This window comes from Acidiferrobacter sp. SPIII_3, assembly GCF_003184265.1.
Taxonomy (GTDB): Bacteria; Pseudomonadota; Gammaproteobacteria; order Acidiferrobacterales; family Acidiferrobacteraceae; genus Acidiferrobacter.
On the sequence record NZ_CP027663.1, the window covers coordinates 1,231,666 to 1,248,480 of the forward strand.

Genomic DNA, 16,815 nt, shown 5'->3' on the forward strand with positions numbered 1-16,815 from the left:
GACGGAGGCCTTGGGTGTGGGCGCTTCCGAGACCGGCGATGCGGGCGGGCTGAGCATCCGAGGAATCATGTTACCCGATCAAGACCGAACCGTAGACCACCTTGCCCACCGCTTGCGAGTCCCGCTTCTGCGCCTCGATGGCCACGATGCGGACGCCAAGAGAGGGGAGATCGCGCGTCGCTTCCATGAGACCTTCTCGCTGTACGAGCGGTTGTTCGAGCATCTCGCCGAGCCCGCGGCGTGGTATGAGAAGGCGATCACGTTGCGTCACCCGCTGATCTTTTATTTCGGGCATACCGCGACCTTTTATGTGAACAAGCTCCAGGTCGCGGGTCTCATCACGGAGCGTGTGAACCCCACGCTCGAGGCGATCTTTGCAGTCGGCGTCGATGAGATGTCGTGGGATGATCTCGATACCCACGATATCGCATGGCCGGCCGTGGGCGAGGTACGAGCCTACCGCGCGCGCGTGCGCGCGCTGGTTGACGAGCAGATCCGCACCATGCCTTTGGTCCTGCCGATTGCCATGGAATCCCCCTGGTGGGCGATCCTCATGGGTATGGAGCACGAGAACATCCATCTCGAGACGAGCTCGGTCCTGATCCGCCAGCTGCCCTTGGCGCGCGTGCGTCCGGTGGCGGAATTCACCGCCGCTTTCGCTGCGGGACCGGCACCGCCCAACGCCCTGTTGCCGGTGGCGGGCGGCCTGGTCAGTGCCGGCAAGGATCGCGACAATCCGCTCTACGGGTGGGATAACGAATATGGGCGCCACCGCGTGGCTTTGCACGACTTCGCGGCCGGCCGCCAGCTTGTGAGCAATGGCGAATTCCGGGCGTTCGTGGAGGCCCGCGGCTATGGGGAGTCATGCTGGTGGTCGCCGGAGGGTGAGCGCTGGCGGGAGTTTGCCAAGGCCCACCACCCGACTTTCTGGGTCGAAGAGGCCGGCGCCTGGAAGCTGCGGCTGCTCGCCACCGAGCGCCCCATGCCATGGAACTGGCCGGTGGAGGTCAATTGCCACGAGGCCCAGGCCTTCTGTGCCTGGCAGTCGGCGCAGACCGGCCGTACGCTACGCCTGCCGAGCGAAGACGAATGGCGACGCCTGCGGGACGTGAGCGGCGTGGCCGACAGTGACCAGTGGGGCGAGGCGCCAGCCAATATCGGACTCGCCTACGGGGCCTCACCGTGTGCCGTCGATCGGTTCCGCCACGGCGATTTCTATGATGTCATCGGCAATGTCTGGCAGTGGACGACTACACCTATCTACCCCTACGAGGGGTTCGCGGTCCACCCCTATTACGATGACTTCTCGGTCCCCACCTTCGACCAACAACACAATCTGATGAAGGGCGGGTCGTTCATAAGTCTCGGTCATGAGACACAGATCGAGGCACGCTACGCCTTTCGTCGCCACTTTTTTCAGCACGCGGGCTTCCGCTACGTGGAATCCTCGAACCAGCTGCCAGAGGTGCCGCCCTACGAGACCGATACCGCGGTCTCGCAATACCTGGAATTCCATTACGGGGCGGAGTATTTCGGGGTCGCGAACTTTCCGGCGGCGGTGGCGCGCCTTGCCATAAGCGCCATGCAGGGACGCCCGATGCGCCGGGTCCTCGATCTCGGCTGTGCCGTCGGACGCGCGAGTTTCGAGCTGGCGCGGGCCTTTACGAACGTCACCGGCCTGGATTTCTCGGCGCGTTTCATCCAGGCGGGGACCGAACTCAGGGCCAGCGGGCGATACGCCTACACACTCCCCGTGGAAGGGGAGATCGTGAGCCACCAGAGCGTGGACCTGCACGAGCTGGGGCTTGCCGGGCACACCAAGGCCGTCGAATTTTTCCAGGCGGACGCGTGTAACTTGAAGCCGCACTATAGAGGCTATGACCTGGTGGTCGCAGCCAATCTCATCGATCGGTTGTATCGCCCGCGCCGCTTTCTCGAAGACATCGGCGCGCGCATCGAAAAGGGCGGTTTGCTGGTCCTCACGTCCCCCTATACCTGGCTTACCGAGCATACCGCCCGCGAGGAGTGGCTGGGCGGCTTCAAGAAAAACGGCGAGACCTGGACGACGCTCGAGGCCTTGCGCGACATTCTAGGGGGCGAGTTTCGTCTGTTGGCGGACAGTCCCTTCGATCTCCCGTTCGTGATTCGTGAAACCGCGCGCAAGTTCCAGCACACGATCGCCCAGGTGACGGTCTGGGAGCGGCGATAATAGCCCGTGCGGGCACAGAGACGGCGGCCCGAGGATGCGGGACAGGATCAACTCGACGGATGGGGGCGCAAGGTTATTGGGGACCTTAGCGGCCGAAGCCAGATGAGAGGGCCGTAACGATCAGGAGGAATCGCCGCTTCCCAGCTCAGTACGGCGTGAAGGGCCCGCGCTCTGATCGCTGAGGCTCTCCGAATCTTGCGCAGGCGCCTTGCGCTGAAGGCCAAGCGCTTGGCCCCAGCGGATGAATGACGCGCCTCCCAGAGATCGTACGATTCCCGCCGCCGTCACGGACGCAATGGCGTTTTTGCGCCATAATCGCGTCACAGACCCCTCCGTCGTCCCCGGAAGATCTCCTCCGAAGTCTCCAATCCACCCCCGCCCCCGAGGGTCTGCCCCTTTCTGTCACCCTGACTCGGCATCCTGGGCTTGCGCGCCGCCTGATATTATCGACGAGTGTCTGTCTGTGTATGGTCTCGGCACTGACAGGAGCAACGTCGGGGCCCTGGTAGTCGAGGAGATTCGACGGCTGAATGAGGGGGTGCTGGCACGCCACGCTCTGCGTCTTGCAGAGTTTGCGCAGTGGCGGGCGTGCCAGATGCGAATGCAATATCGGCGCGGTGCCCGCCCTCAAAATAGGCCTTCTGGGTGTCCGCCGCGGTCTGGTCAAGACCGGCGGTCGGACGCGATCGCGATTTAGCAATCCCTGGGAAACGCGCGCCATCACTCGTGTCTTATAGGCCAATAATCCTCGATCTGGCAGTTGGCGTGAGCGCAGAAGAATAAAGGCTGGATTTCCAGGGGCTTTGCGCAAAAACGCGCATTCACCTGGTAGGTGAACCACGCAATCACGGAAAGTCCTGAAAAACCCGGCAGGTAAAACGGATTTCCCGCGCCGACTGCCGAATCTAGGATAATCGTGTTTTTCCATCACTATGGCCCGGCGCTCCTGGAAACGTAAAACCGGTGAGAAAGGGTACTTTGGGGGCATATACGCGGCGCTTGCAAAATGCGCAGACCGTTAGGGCAAGTGCTCGGCACGCGCGGTACTCTGCATGCCCCTTGTGGTTGTGAGGGCTCCATTACGAATCCTAGACCCGTCGCTCGCAGATCCCTTCTGAATGACTGCGCGCATAAGCCCAATCTCTCACAAAGGCCAATGCGAGAGATTGGCGATCATGCCTTCTTGATCTTTTATACCGGGACAACGGTAATCGCGGTTCTCGTGATGAATCGATGTTTATTAAACGAGACAGATGACGGGCCTTCCCTTGCCAGAGGGGTTTTGTGCGGAATTGGCCACTGTTGGCGGGATGTACCCCATCAGGGATTCCTCGGCAGCGTAGGTTTGATTGCCATTGTTGATTTTTCCTGAATCTCCCTATACGCTCGCTCGAAGTAGGTGCGTATACGCCCAACCAAGGTAACAATTATGTAAACAATCGGCCAACCCGTCTTGACGCGGACGGCTTGGTGCGATAAGCAGGCGGCATGGCTACGACAAAGAGCGGTACGCTACGCGGTCAGTTGCTGGCGGAAGGACTTCTCAAGCCAGTTGCTGGCGGAAGGACTTCTCAAGCGGGTACAGCCAAATGTCTTTGACCGGTAGGGTGTGCTCGTGATTCACATCGAGTTTGCCGCGACCACGGGTTTGGCCAACAGGGATCCAGATCGACCTATTTGATAAAACACAAAGAAAAAGGGGGGATAATGTTGCAAAGAAGTCTACGTCTCGTGCCCGTGCTCACGCTTGGGGCGCTCCTGGCAGGTTGCGCCACTGCCAACGGTCCGGCACCGCAAAGCACGAGCTCCAGCGGCCTATCGGCTGGAAACATGCGGCTGTCTGCGCGCATGTCGTCTAGCATCTTTCTGCAGCCCGTCGGGCCGGCCAAAAAGGTGGTCTATGTGGAGGGGCACAACACGTCGAGCGCCCAGGGTCTCCATTTTGGTCAACTCATCGTGCAGCGGCTCACGGCCAAGGGCTACCGGATCACCAACAACCCCCGTTATGCGCATTACATGCTCCTCTACAATATTCGCTATGTGGGTAAGGAGCAGTCATCGCATGCCGCGGCTGGCGCCTTGGCCGGCGGCTTCGGTGGCGCCGTAATCGGGGGCGTGGCGGGCAATGGCAATGGCGCCTTGATCGGGGGTGGAGTGGGCGCCTTGGCCGGCGGCATTCTGGGGGCCATCTTCCCGACCAATCATTACATGATGGTGGTGGATATCCAGCTCGAGCAACGCCAGAAAGGGGCCTATACATCCACCAACACCCTGGCGAGCCAGGGCACTGATAGCGCGGTCAGCAGTTCGGCCGGGGGTATCAATGGTTGGCTGATTTATCGTGATCGCATCGTGGCCCAGGCCACGGGGACGCGCCTGCGCTTTTCCTATGCGACCCCCGCCATGAGCCATGAAGTGGCCGGGGAGCTGGCCGGACTTTTCTAAGGCATGTGCCCTGGGGCGCGTCATGAGAGGCCGCGGCCGTCATGGCCGCCCCGAGGCGGGGTAGAGTAGGGGCTGTTTGTGTCTGTGGCTGATGCCCGGGGTGGGTAGTCGTGTGCGAAGTGGCGCTTTAGGGTGCGCGCGGCGGCGACCAGGGCGCGGTCATCAGGTGTGCGGGCGAATTGTGCGCGGGGTCACGAAGATCACGGGCATGCCCTGGTCACACGGTAATTGCGTGGACCGAAAGGGGACCGAAGGACCAATCCAGCCTGAACATAGGATGAGCGAGCCCCGTCCATACGGATCAATGACCATCAAGGCGACGGCGCGCATCCACGAATGGTTCACCTATACTGACGTACTGATCGGTGTGCTCATCGCACGGCCGGCCTGATGCGGCCCACCTGACATCTCATGCATCGCGCTCACCAAGGGGGCGAGGTGTTTGGCGGTGCGCGCCCGCACGTACGTTTTTAAGGCCTTGCGGATATCGGTGTTAGGCATGTCCGGGTCGCTCATCGCCAACTCCTTCCGGTAAAGGGTGCGGTCAATGGTAACCGTGGCGCGCATAGCCATTTCGCCGCATAAAGACGACGTTGTTGTGTTTCAGAAACCATCGTCATCGCAATCCCGCGGTATAGCGGCGCCATAATCCTTGCGGACGCCGTGCCGTGCGGTGACGTAGCGCTGCGATCCGCATGAGGGCTTTGATGAGCGCGGAGTGGATGGTGTGATGCGGATGGCGTGGGGGTGGCTTACGCCACATTGGGGTAGCGCCGGGTCTGAGGCGGGTTTCCCGGGTGGCGAGAGCCCACGGCTCGCCAGGTGGCGGTCTTCTCCGAATGACTGATGTGCTGCTGGTCCGGGGCAAGTACGCGGCGGGGCGGTGGAAGACATAGGCCTCGGACATACGAAATTCGCGTGACGGCGGCGCCGGGTCATCTGCGGTCGCAAGGAGATGTGAGGGGCCGCCGAATCCCCTAGGTCGCGCCGCGGCCCCTGGATCTTCGGCGACCCTGTCACCTTAGGGCTTGTGGTAGGAGACGATGCGTTCGACCTCGTTGCGCGAGCCGAGGATGACCGGGACGCGCTGATGCAGGCCGGTTGGCTGGATATCCATGATGCGCTCGCGACCGGTGGAGCTTAAGCCCCCGGCCTGCTCGACGATGAACGACATGGGATTCGCTTCATACATGAGGCGCAGCTTGCCGGCCTTTTTCGGGTCCTTGGTGTCCTTCGGGTACATGAAGATCCCCCCGCGGATCAGGATGCGGTGCACCTCGGCGACCATGGAGGCCACCCAGCGCATGTTGAAGTTCTCGCCGCGCGGCCCTTCCTTGCCCTGCAGGCATTCCTGCACGTAGCGCTGGACCGGTTCTTCCCAGAACCGCTCGTTGGAGGCGTTGATGGCAAACTCGCGGGTATCGGGCGTGATGCGCACATCCCGGTGCGTGAGCAGGAACTCGCCGACGTCGCGATCGAGGGTAAAGCCGTTCACCCCCTGGCCTGTGGTGAGCATGATCATGGTCGAGGGCCCGTAGAGGGCGTAGCCCGCCGCCACCTGCCTTGTACCAGGCTGCAGGAAATCGGCAGCGGTGGGCTCGCTTACGCCGTCTGGGCAGCGCAGGATCGAGAAGATGGTCCCGACCGATATGTTGACGTCGATATTCGAGGAGCCGTCCAAGGGGTCGAACACCAGGAGATACTTGCCGCGCGGGAACTGGCTTGGTATCGGAAAGATGTCCTCCATCTCCTCCGAGGCCATGGCCGCGAGATGCCCGGCCCATTCATTCGAGCGCAGCATGACGTCGTTGGTGATGACATCGAGCTTCTTCTGGGTCTCGCCCTGGATGTTTTCGCTGCCGGCGGAGCCCAAGACCCCCATGAGATCACCCTTGTTGACGGCATTCGAAATGACCTTGATGGCGGTCACGATGTCGTTCAAAAGCGATGTGAATTCACCGGTCGCGCCTACCACCCGGCGTTGCTCTTCGATGATGAATTGGGTAAGCGTAGTACCTGTATGCATGTAAACGATCCTTGGAAGATGACATGACGATGCGACGGGGATAAGCCCATCGCGCCCGGGACTGCGGACCGGGAACCGATTATTATACATCGAACCGGCGGATTTTCGCCTCCATCGTCTCACGCGGGCATGACCGATTCACCGGCAGTCGGTGGCCGGAAGACTCAGGTCCGGGGCGCGCGTCACGCCGTCCGGCGTCGCGGACCAGCGGGCGGCGCGCTGCTTTTTGCCGTCACGCCGGCTGCGACCCGGCGGCCGCCGATGCCCCGAGCGGGCGACGCAGGGCGAGCGCGGTAGCCGCGCCCCGGGTCTCGACCCCCATCTTCAGAAAGATGTGCTCGAGATGCTTGTTCACGGTCCGCGGGGACATGCCGAGAATGTCGGCGATGTCGGCGTTGGTCTTGCCATAGGCGACCCATACGAGCACCCAGGCCTCGCGATCGCTCAACGCGAAGTCCCGCGCCAGGACCTGCTGCGCGTGCGCAGGGTCCTCCTTGCGCATGAGCAGGAGGACGGCATGGCCGCTCGCCCCAAGCCAGCTCACGTAGAGCGCGCGGTCCCCCCGGCGGCGCATGAGCGGGGCCACGGGGGCGCCTGGTTCGCCAAGGGTGGCGAGCCAGGCGGCGAGGTCGGGACCCGTGATGCCGTAGGCGGCGAGCCATGCACGCGCCTCGGCGGTGGCGCATACGAGGGCGCCATCCGGGTCGACTGCGATGGGCAGCTGGCCGCAACGTACGAGCGCCTCGCGTGCCAGTGCCAGCGAGCGCGAGGCCCCGAGGTGCGCCGCGATGCGCGCCTTCACGACGTCCGGGTGGGCGGGTTTGGTGACATAGTCGACCGCGCCCAGGCTCAGCCCCTGGACGATCTGTTCGGGTTCGCCGAGCGCGGTCATGAAGATCACCGGGATGGATTCGTAGGCGGGTGTCGCCTTCAAGCGCCGGCAGGTCTCGAAGCCGTCTAGCACCGGCATCAGGGCGTCGAGCAAGATGAGATCGGGGCGCGCGAGCGCGAGCCGGTCGAGGGCCTCCTGGCCATCCATGGCCACCAGCACGCGGTAGCCGGCGGCCGACAGGGCATCGGTGAGAAACGCGAGGTTCGGGACATGGTCGTCGACCACCAGGATGGTGGCATCAGGGGACGTCATGGATGAGGGTCTCCAGGTAGGTGGTGATCTCGCGCATGCGAAAGTCGCAGGCGAGCGCCAGCAGGCGGTCGGCGAACGGCCGGTAGCGGGGATCGCGCAAGACGAGCGCCTCGAGGTGTCCGGTGACGCCCTTGACGTAGCCCTGGCGCGCCTGCTCCATGAGGGTGGCCACATCGCGGGGGTCCGGGGCCACCATCGGCGCCGGATCGGGGGAGGGCGCGGTGGTCGAGGGCGCCACGGCCGTGGCGGGCTCAGGCTTCGTGCGCGCGATGTCCATGGCCGTGGTTGCCGGACGCGAAGGGCCGTAGAGGCGCACCCGGAAGGTTGCGCCGTGTGCGCCGCTCTCCACATGGATGTCGCCACCCATCATCTCCACCAGCATCTTGGTGATGGTAAGCCCAAGCCCGCAACCCCCCGAGCCTGTCGCTGTGTCCGGTGCGCGAAAGAACGGCTGGAAGATCGCGTCCATGGCCTCGGCGGCAAGCCCGGGCCCGGTGTCGGTGACTGCCAGGTGCAGCAGCTGATGACGATAGCAGGCACGGACCGTCACGCCACCCGCCGTGGTGAACTTCAGGGCATTGGCGATGAGGTTGAAGAGGATCTGGCGCAGGCGCCGTTCATCGCCATGGATCACATCCGGCAGGGGCCCATCGAGGGTGAGGGTGAGGGTGAGCCCGCGACGATCGGCCTCGGCCCGGAAGGTATCCAGCGCACTGCTCAGCAGGTCCACGATGGCCACGTCACGGCGCTCCAGGGTCACGCGCCCCGACTCGATGCGCGCCACATCGAGGATGTCCTCGATCAGCTGGCGCAGGTGCGTGCCGCTGCCGTGCATGATCGCGAGCGCGCGCTGCTCGGGGGGCATGAGCCCCGGGTCTTGCCGGAGGATCTCGATGTAGCCAAGCAGGCTGTTCAGGGGCGTGCGTAGTTCGTGGCTCATGTGGGATATGAAGCGCTGCTTGGCGCGGTTGGCCTCATCCAGGGCGCGGTAGGCGGCCTTGAGGCGCTCGTGGGTGGCGGCGTGTTCGGCGATCTCCTGCTCGAGCAGGGCATTGTGGCGTTGACTCTCGTCTTCGGCGCGTTGGCGGCCCTCGAGGGTCAACACCCACCACCACGATCCCAGCCCCAGGGCCACGGCGAACGCGGCGAAGGCCTTGACGGCGAACGCCGCGAGCGCCGGCCGCAAGGCCCCGGCCGACAGCTGCCCCTGGTAGTAGAGTGTGCCAAGGATGGCGGCCGCCACCGAAAGCGCGCCTGTAAACGCCACCAAAAAGCGCGCGAGCCGCGAGCCGAAGCCATCGGCGGTGATCCCCGGAAAGAGCGGCGCAAGCCATGCCGCCAGCTGCTCGCGGGCGTGTCCGCGGGGCTTGCAGGCGTCATGGCAGCGCGATTCGAGCGTGCAGCACAGCGAACAGATCGCGCCTTCGTAGGAGGGGCACGCGGCCATGTCCTCGGGGGCAAACGGCGTCTCGCATAGCACGCACACGCCAGCGGTCGCCTGCGCCGGCCGCGCGCGGTAGTAGCGGCCGCCGGTGGCGGCGCTGATGGCGGGCGACAGCACGAACGCCGCGGCCAGCGCCACCGCCGGGGAGAATGCGGCGGCGAGCGCCCCCCACGCCCCGCTGAAGGCCGCGAGGCCCAAAAGCGCGCCGCCCACGGTCGCCCCCACGCCCACTGGGTTGATGTCGTAGAGATAGGCGCGGCGGAACTCGATCCCCGCGGGGCTCAAGCCGAGCGGCTTATTGACGACGAGGTCTGCGACCAGCGCCCCGATCCAGGCGGCCACGAAGCCCGCGAACAGGTCGAGCACATGGACCAGGGCCGCGAATACGCGCAGCTCCATGAGCAGGAGCGCGATCAGGACATTGAAGATGAGCCACACCACGCGTCCGGGATGGGCATGGGTCAGGCGCGAGAAGAAGTTCGACCATGCGAGCGACCCGGCATAGGCGTTGGTGACGTTGATTTTGAGCTGCGACAGCATCACGAACGCGACCGTCGCGGCGAGCGCCAGCGCCCCCGGGCCGAAGGCCGCGCGGTAGGCGGCGAGATACATGGCGGTGGGTCGATCGGCCGTGGCCGGGTCGACGCCGCGATGTATGAGCCAGAACGCGAGCAGTGCCCCGGCCAACTGCTTCAGTACACCGGGCACGATCCATCCAGCGCCCGTGGTCACCACCGTCATCCACCAGGCACGCCGGCGGCCATGCCGCGGTGCTGGCATGAAGCGCAGATAGTCGGCCTGTTCGCCGATCTGGGCCATGAGCGACAGGCACACGCTCACGCCGGCCCCGAAGAAGAGTGGCGTAAATTTCAGGGCATGGGCGCGGCCGCCATAGTGCGTGAAGGCCGCGAGCATGCGTGTGTCGTGCAGCACGAAGATCAGGGGGATCGCCATCAAGATCAGCCACACGGGCTGGGTGTAGGCCTGCAGGCGGCTTATGGCGCTGATGCCGTGGGTCACGAACGGGATGACGAAAAGCGCGCTTGCCACCGCCGCGTAGGTAAAAGGCAGACCGAATGCCATGCGCAGCGCGAATGCCATGATGCTCGCCTCGAGGGCAAAGAAGATGAACGTAAACGAGGCGTAGATGAGCGAGGTGACTGTCGAACCCAGGTAGCCAAAGCCGGCGCCGCGGGTCAAAAGGTCGATGTCGACATTATAGCGGGCGCAGTAATAGGCAATCGGCAGCCCGGTCAGAAAGATCAGAAGGCCGCTTGCCAGGATCGCCCACAGGGCGTTCACGAAACCGTAGTGGATGACGAGCGCCCCGCCTATGGCCTCGAGCACCAGAAACGAGACGGCGCCGAAGGCGGTGTTGCCCACGGCGAAGGCCGACCATTTGCGAAAGCTCGCCGGGGCATAGCGCAGCGCGTAGTCCTCAAGGGTCTCGTTGGCCGCCCAGGTGTTGTAGTCGCGGCGGGTCTTGACGAGGCGCAGCGGGATGCCCTGGTCCATACATATCCTCTCGAAGCAAAGCGAGGCCGCCCACCCGAAGGTGTGAGCGCCGGCCGGAAGGCCCGTGTCCGCCAGTCCTCTGCACGCCTCGTGCCAGCCGTCTGGGCGCGTCAATGCCCCCAATGTGCACCGCCCGAGCCCTGAGAGGGCTCTCTTTTGGTGCGCCCGCACCAGTCCGTGTCGTACGTCATCCAACGTATTTCGGTACTCGGGCCATTGTCATTCAATGACCCCGACAGGACCCCATACCCGGAGGAGCACCATGATCGAGACCCTGATCTCCGTCGACCTGACGCGCGCGCCACACGACCAGGATGGCGTTATCCACAACCGCTGGCATCCCGACCTGCCGATGGTCGCGAAGGTCAAGCCCGGCGACAGCTTTCGTGTCGAATGCCTCGACTGGACGGGCGGCCAGATCGGCAACAACGATCACGCCCGCGATGTCCGCGACGTCGATCTCACGCGCGTCCATTATCTGAGTGGGCCGATCGCAGTCGACGGCGCCGAGCCCGGCGATCTGCTCGTGGTCGACATCCTGGATGTGGGTGTGATCCAGGGGTCGGCGTGGGGCTTTACCGGGCTTTTCGCGCGCGAGAACGGCGGGGGTTTCCTGGTCGATCACTATCCCGAGGCGCGCAAGGCCTGCTGGGATTTCCACGGCATCTATACCCGTTCGCGGCACATCCCGGGCGTGGAGTTCGCCGGCATCATGCACCCGGGCCTGATCGGTTGCCTGCCGTCGCCGGAGCTTCTGAAGACCTGGAATACGCGCGAGGCCGCGCTCGTGGCACAGGATCCGGAACGCGTGCCGCCGCTTGCGCTCCTGCCGCTCGCGCAGTCGGCGCTCATGGGGCGCATGGCGCCCGAGGCCGCCAGGAAGGCCGCCGCCGAGGCGGCCCGCACGATCCCGCCACGCGAGCATGGCGGCAACTGCGACATCAAGAACCTCACCAAGGGATCGAAGGTGTACTTCCCGGTCTATGTACCGGGCGCGGGACTGTCCATGGGGGACATCCATTTCTCGCAGGGCGACGGCGAGATCACGTTCTGTGGGGCGATCGAGATGGCGGGTTATCTCGACCTGCGCGTGGGACTCATCAAAGACGGCATGAAGAAGTACGCCGTCAGCAATCCGATCTTCAAGCCAAGCCCGCTTGAACCGCGCTATCGCGACTACCTCATTTTCGAGGGCATATCGGTCGACGAGGGTGGCCGCCAGCATTATCTCGACGCGCACGTGGCCTATCGCCGGGCGTGTCTCAATGCCATCGAGTACTTGAAGAATTTCGGATACTCGGGCGAGCAGGCCTACGCGATCCTCGGGACCGCCCCGGTGGAGGGCCATATAAGCGGCATCGTCGACATCCCCAACGCCTGCGCGACCTTGTGGTTGCCCACCGAGATCTTTGATTTCGACATCAAGCCCGAGGCCTCGGGTCCGCGACCGCGGGTCACGGACACAGGCGCGCTGGCGAAACCCTGAGGACGCACGCATGCCCCTCTACGACTACCGGTGTCCGGCCTGCGGGGCCTTCGAGGCGTATGCGGCCATGCCCGCGCGCGAGCATCCGAGACCATGCCCGCGCTGCGCAAAGCCTTCGCCGCGCATACCGTCGGGCGTGCACCTTGCGCGCGCCGATCTTGCGCCGTTGGCGCGCGAGGAACGCTGCCGCCACGAGCCGGTATCCCATACCCACAAGACCCCCACGCCACGAGCCGGTGCCGCCCGCGGCCGGCCGTGGATGCTGGGTCATTGATCGTTTCATCATCTGAGAGGACCACCATGGCCACCGTCAATCCTTCGTTAACGCCGTCCCGGCGACGCTACGGAAAACTCGTCAATAACCCCATGCTCGAGGACTACTCCCTGCGCTATGCCCCGCGCGCGTTCCGGCGCTGGTCGGAATATTCGGTGGCCACCGCCGCCCTGGGCGGCATCTCCTACCTCGCCGACCAGGCGATCGGCGGCTCGATCACCATAGGCTACGGGTTCACCAACGCCGTGTGGGCCATCCTGGCGGCGGCGCTGGTGATCTTCCTGACCGGCATCCCGATTGCCTATCACTCCGCCAAGTACAATATCGACATGGATCTGCTCACCCGCGGCGCGGGTTTTGGTTATCTCGGATCGACCCTGACCTCGCTCATCTACGCCTCGTTTACATTCATATTTTTTGCCCTCGAAGGCTCGATCATGGCGCAGGCCTTCGCCTTGTACTTCGGTCTGCCGTTGCCCATCGGCTATGCCGTGGCCTCGCTTTTGATCATCCCGCTCGTGGTGTTCGGCATGACCTTGCTGTCAAAGCTCCAGGTCTGGACACAGCCTGTGTGGCTTACACTCATGATCCTGCCGCTCTTTGCAGTCCTTACCCGTGACCCCGGGGCGGTGGCGCAGTGGACGCATTTTGCCGGTCATTCGGCGAGCGGCGCGGGTTTCAACCCCTTGCTGTTTGGCACCGCCGCGGGCGTGGTGCTGTCGCTCATCGCCCAGATCGGCGAGCAGGTCGATTACCTGCGTTTCATGCCCGAAAAGACCGAGAAGACCAGGCGCCGCTGGTGGCTGGCGGTGATCCTGGCCGGCCCCGGCTGGGTGCTGCTCGGCGCGAGCAAGCAGCTCATGGGGTCGTTCTTCACGTCGGTCGCCTTTCATAACGGCACCGCGCTTGCCAAGGCCAATGAGCCGATCCAGATGTATGTGCACGGCTACCATGACCTGTTTGCCACGGGCGGGGTGGCACTGGGCCTGGCGACGTTCTTCGTGATCCTCTCGCAGATCAAGATCAACGTCACCAACGCCTATTCGGGTTCACTGTCATGGTCGAACTTCTTCTCGCGCGTCATGCATGCCCATCCCGGGCGTGTGGTATGGATCTTCTTGAATGTCGGAATTTCGCTCACGCTCATGGAGATGGGGGTGTTTTCCTTCCTCCTGAAGGTGTTGGGCTTTTATTCCAATGTCGCCATCGCCTGGATCGGGGCCGTGGTCGCGGATCTTGTGATCAATAAGCCAATCCTGAAGTTGAGCCCGTCATATATCGAGTTCAAGCGCGCCCACCTCTACAACTTCAATCCCGTCGGCTTCGGGGCCATGATCATTGCCTCGGTGGTCTCGATCGCCGCGTTCTTCGATCTCTTGGGCCCCGTGGCGCAGGCGTTTTCCACCTTTCTGGCGCTTGGCATCGCGTTTGTGATGTCGCCGATCCTGGCGATCCTCACCAAGGGCAAGTACTACATCGCCCGGGCCCCGCACTACCATGCCGGTACGCATCACGACACGGTAGCGTGCAGTGCCTGCGGCTTCGAGTTCGAGAAGGAGGACATGGCCTGCTGCCCGCACAACAAGGGTGCGATCTGCTCGTTGTGCTGCAGTCTGGATACCACTTGCAAGGATATGTGCAAGACGGTGATCGCCGGCGTACCGGTGGCGGCCGAGACGTCAATCTGCCGTTAAAGGGCAGTGCGCCCGGGAGGGGATCCGGGCTGTAGAGACAGCGACCTTGCGCGCGCCCGCTCCATGCGGGCGCGTTGTCGATAGTTTGCCTCGGGCGGCGATGCGTTGGATGCCAAAGGATGACGCGACCCCTGGCCGTCCGGGCGACGCTTGGGGCAGGGGATGGCGGGGAACAGACTGACCCGTGGGCCAAGTGACCGGATAGGACTCGCGCGAAGGCCGGGCCTCAACGCTCATTTAAACGAGCCCAGATGTGCTCAATGAACCGGACCCTATGAGTGCGCAGCACTCTGTACTCTACAGGGCATAACGGGATGGTGAGTGGGGGCTCGGAGGCGAAGGTGCAGAGGGACGGCCAGGCAACAGGCCGGCGCCACGAATCGTGCGCGGGTTGGGCGATCTGGGGCTTCGCGGGCGAACGGCGCCTAGTCTTCGGAACGACGGCAGCCGGATCGGACTTGTCTTGGGGAATCGAGGATGCGGAAGCGGGGCTGCGCAAGGACGGGCCCTGGATGCGGATGGTGATGCCGTGGTGCTGGAGGCGGTCCAGGAGGGCGTCGACCAGGGGCTTGTTCGGGAAGAGCTCATACCAGGAGGTCGTGTCCAGGTTCGTCGTGATGATAGTCGACGCCCGCCCATAGCGGGTGTCCATCAAGCGGAAGAAGGCGTTGGTCTGTTCGGTTTTCAGGGTCAGGTAATCGAGTTTGTCAATTGCGGTTGAGATCAACCGAACTTGACGAGCATGGCTACGCGCCGCGGTGACGATCATGCCGCGTCCGTGTGCCAAGAAAGCGCGGTTTTACATGATCGTCAACAGCGCGAGGCTCTCCAGTCTTCGAGGCCGATCAGACATCGAGATAAGGCGGTGGTGAACACGCGAAAGTCGGTTTACAATGTCTGAATGAACAATATGCCATTGGCACCCACCGCCGCCTCGTCCGGCGAAGACCTTGATAGCCTCTTGGAGGCTGATATCCAGCGCCTGGAGACCTTGGTTCCGCAGATGGCGGTCGCCGCTAAAACTGCTCAGGCCGATGCGCATGCGCGGCTGGCGGCTCTCCATGCCCGGATTGCGCAAGACATTGCGACCCTTCGGAAGAGTGAGGCGTGTGCCCCGTCCTCACGGTGATTGCCGGGCCTAATGGCTCCGGTAAGTCGTTTTTGACCGCGATTCTCAGGCGCCAGCCTTGGTTCTCCCGCACGCCTTTTTTGAACCCTGATGAGATTGCCGCTCGCCTTGGGGATCCCGGTAAGCTGGAGGTCATCCTTCAGGCGGCACGTGACGCCGAGGCCCAGCGAGAGTGTTGGCTGGCCGAGGGTCGCAGTTTTGCCTTTGAGACCGTTTTTTCCGCTCCTGACAAGGTCGCATTCTTGCGGCGTGCGCAGGACGCCGGCTATCGCATTCGGATGTTTTTCTTGAGTACCGGCAATCCGGAAATCAACGCCGCTCGCGTGGCTCGTCGTGTTATGGCGGGCGGACACGATGTCCCTATCACGAAAATTATCAGTCGTTACAGTAAGTCTCATGTCCAGGCCGCGCAGGTCGCCCCCTGGGTAGACCGCATGTATCTCTTCGATAACGCCGTGGATGGCGAAACCCCCGTTTTATGTGCCTGGTCCGTCGTGGGACAGTGGCAAGTGCGACGAAACAAGACGATCCCTGCCTGGGCCACGTCGATCGTTACACACCCTTCCGTGTCCCCGCAGCCGACCGGAGTTGAGAATCGCCGGGGTTTCGGGTCCCCGCAGGCCGGACCGCGGTGATTCTCGGGCGGGAACAAGGGGATGCCTCCCACGGTGTGAACCTGCAGATGGCTTACGATACCGCGAGGTAGGTGTTACCAGGCTTCCTGGAAAAGGTGGGAAAGATCCAACGTGCAATGGGATGTGTCAATGAGGTGAAGCCAGGAACGCCTTCGCGCCCATTGAAGGTGCGCCCTGCTTTGCTAGGGCCTACAAAGGCAGTATATGCAATAGCCCATAGATCCGTTGCATGTGAGGACCCCATAATGGAAGATCCAGAGCAAGGTGAGGCCGAAAGCCCGTGGGACGTAACGTCAAGGGAAGCCTTTCAGAGACCCTTGCGCGCCCAGGATATCAAGACGGTGGCTTGGAATGGTAGGGCCATGCCGCGAACCGTCCAGGAGTACTTGGTGGATCTGACGCAGGCCTACGAAAAGGACGCGGCAGAGCGGTTCAAGGAGACAACGATTCCGCAGACCGAGGGGACAGCCGAAGGAGCGCCCGTTCAGGCGCCGTGGGCCCCACGGGAGGCCATGGCGTGCGGCGGCCTCGATTCTCCCGCACGAACCGGACGTCCCCGGCGCTCTCGCCCGCACCTCATGCAAACAAACGCATGCCCGTTCGCATGACCCTTCTGAGGCGTCATCTGGCAGACACCACAGCCATGCAGGCTGAGATCGTGAAGATGGCGGGGTAGGGTGATAGCGGAAAGACTGCCACACTTATCCACAGGTCCAGCGGCAGTTCCGCAGAAAACCGAGCGCCAAAGCAAAAAATCAGGCCGCTACGGATTCATGGTGATATGACCAGTTACCCAAGGTAAGCCAATCAGTCA

The 16,815-nt window shown here is 63.4% G+C and carries 11 protein-coding genes; 6 read left to right on the forward strand and 5 right to left on the reverse strand.

Features of this window, described 5'->3' with window-relative positions; genetic code table 11:
• Window positions 1–67: 67 nt before the first annotated feature.
• Together ovoA and traT are read left to right on the forward strand one after the other, a co-directional pair.
• Complete coding sequence (gene ovoA / locus C4901_RS18470; protein WP_110138547.1) at window positions 68–2,209, forward strand: 5-histidylcysteine sulfoxide synthase; 2,142 nt, start codon at window positions 68–70, stop codon at window positions 2,207–2,209.
• A 1,707-nt stretch (window positions 2,210–3,916) separates the two neighbouring features.
• On the forward strand, window positions 3,917–4,654 hold the full coding sequence (gene traT, locus C4901_RS06235; RefSeq protein ID WP_110136590.1) for a complement resistance protein TraT: 738 nt from the start codon (window positions 3,917–3,919) through the stop codon (window positions 4,652–4,654).
• Window positions 4,655–4,999: 345 nt separating this feature from the next.
• On the opposite strand, the gene C4901_RS17960 is transcribed toward traT, so the two are convergent.
• The 4 genes from C4901_RS17960 to C4901_RS06250 all read right to left on the reverse strand — a co-directional run bounded on the left by C4901_RS17960 (window position 5,000) and on the right by C4901_RS06250 (window position 10,783).
• Complete coding sequence (locus C4901_RS17960; RefSeq protein WP_205736232.1) at window positions 5,000–5,170, reverse strand: hypothetical protein; 171 nt, start codon at window positions 5,168–5,170, stop codon at window positions 5,000–5,002.
• A gap of 505 nt (window positions 5,171–5,675) precedes the next feature.
• Complete coding sequence (locus C4901_RS06240) at window positions 5,676–6,680, reverse strand: class 1 fructose-bisphosphatase (RefSeq protein WP_110136591.1); 1,005 nt, start codon at window positions 6,678–6,680, stop codon at window positions 5,676–5,678.
• 232 nt (window positions 6,681–6,912) lie between these two features.
• Entirely contained in the window at window positions 6,913–7,824 is a 912-nt protein-coding gene (locus C4901_RS06245; RefSeq protein WP_110136592.1) for a response regulator transcription factor, read from the reverse strand.
• Complete coding sequence (locus tag C4901_RS06250; protein ID WP_110136593.1) at window positions 7,811–10,783, reverse strand: ATP-binding protein; 2,973 nt, start codon at window positions 10,781–10,783, stop codon at window positions 7,811–7,813. The genes C4901_RS06245 and C4901_RS06250 overlap by 14 nt, the downstream gene beginning before the upstream one ends.
• Window positions 10,784–11,048: 265 nt before the next feature.
• Here C4901_RS06250 and fmdA point away from each other — a divergent pair, with 265 nt between their 5' ends.
• Genes fmdA through C4901_RS06265 form a run of 3 tightly spaced genes read left to right on the forward strand, consistent with a single transcriptional unit; the run spans window position 11,049 to window position 14,237 of the window.
• Window positions 11,049–12,269: a formamidase gene (gene fmdA, locus C4901_RS06255; RefSeq protein ID WP_110138548.1), complete on the forward strand. Its 1,221-nt coding sequence runs from the start codon at window positions 11,049–11,051 to the stop codon at window positions 12,267–12,269.
• A 10-nt stretch (window positions 12,270–12,279) separates the two neighbouring features.
• Entirely contained in the window at window positions 12,280–12,543 is a 264-nt protein-coding gene (locus C4901_RS06260) for an FmdB family zinc ribbon protein (RefSeq protein WP_110136594.1), read from the forward strand.
• Between the two features lie 26 nt (window positions 12,544–12,569).
• Window positions 12,570–14,237 (forward strand): cytosine permease, encoded by a 1,668-nt coding sequence (locus tag C4901_RS06265; RefSeq protein WP_110136595.1) that lies wholly within the window; start codon window positions 12,570–12,572, stop codon window positions 14,235–14,237.
• A 226-nt stretch (window positions 14,238–14,463) separates the two neighbouring features.
• Here the strand turns inward: C4901_RS06265 and C4901_RS06270 are convergent, their stop codons facing one another.
• Window positions 14,464–15,006 (reverse strand): ATP-binding protein, encoded by a 543-nt coding sequence (locus tag C4901_RS06270; RefSeq protein ID WP_110136596.1) that lies wholly within the window; start codon window positions 15,004–15,006, stop codon window positions 14,464–14,466.
• Between the two features lie 338 nt (window positions 15,007–15,344).
• On the opposite strand from C4901_RS06270, the gene C4901_RS06280 reads away from it, so the two are divergent.
• Window positions 15,345–16,001, forward strand: a complete 657-nt coding sequence (locus tag C4901_RS06280; protein WP_168185574.1) for a zeta toxin family protein — start codon at window positions 15,345–15,347, stop codon at window positions 15,999–16,001.
• The last annotated feature ends 814 nt before the right edge of the window (window positions 16,002–16,815 follow it).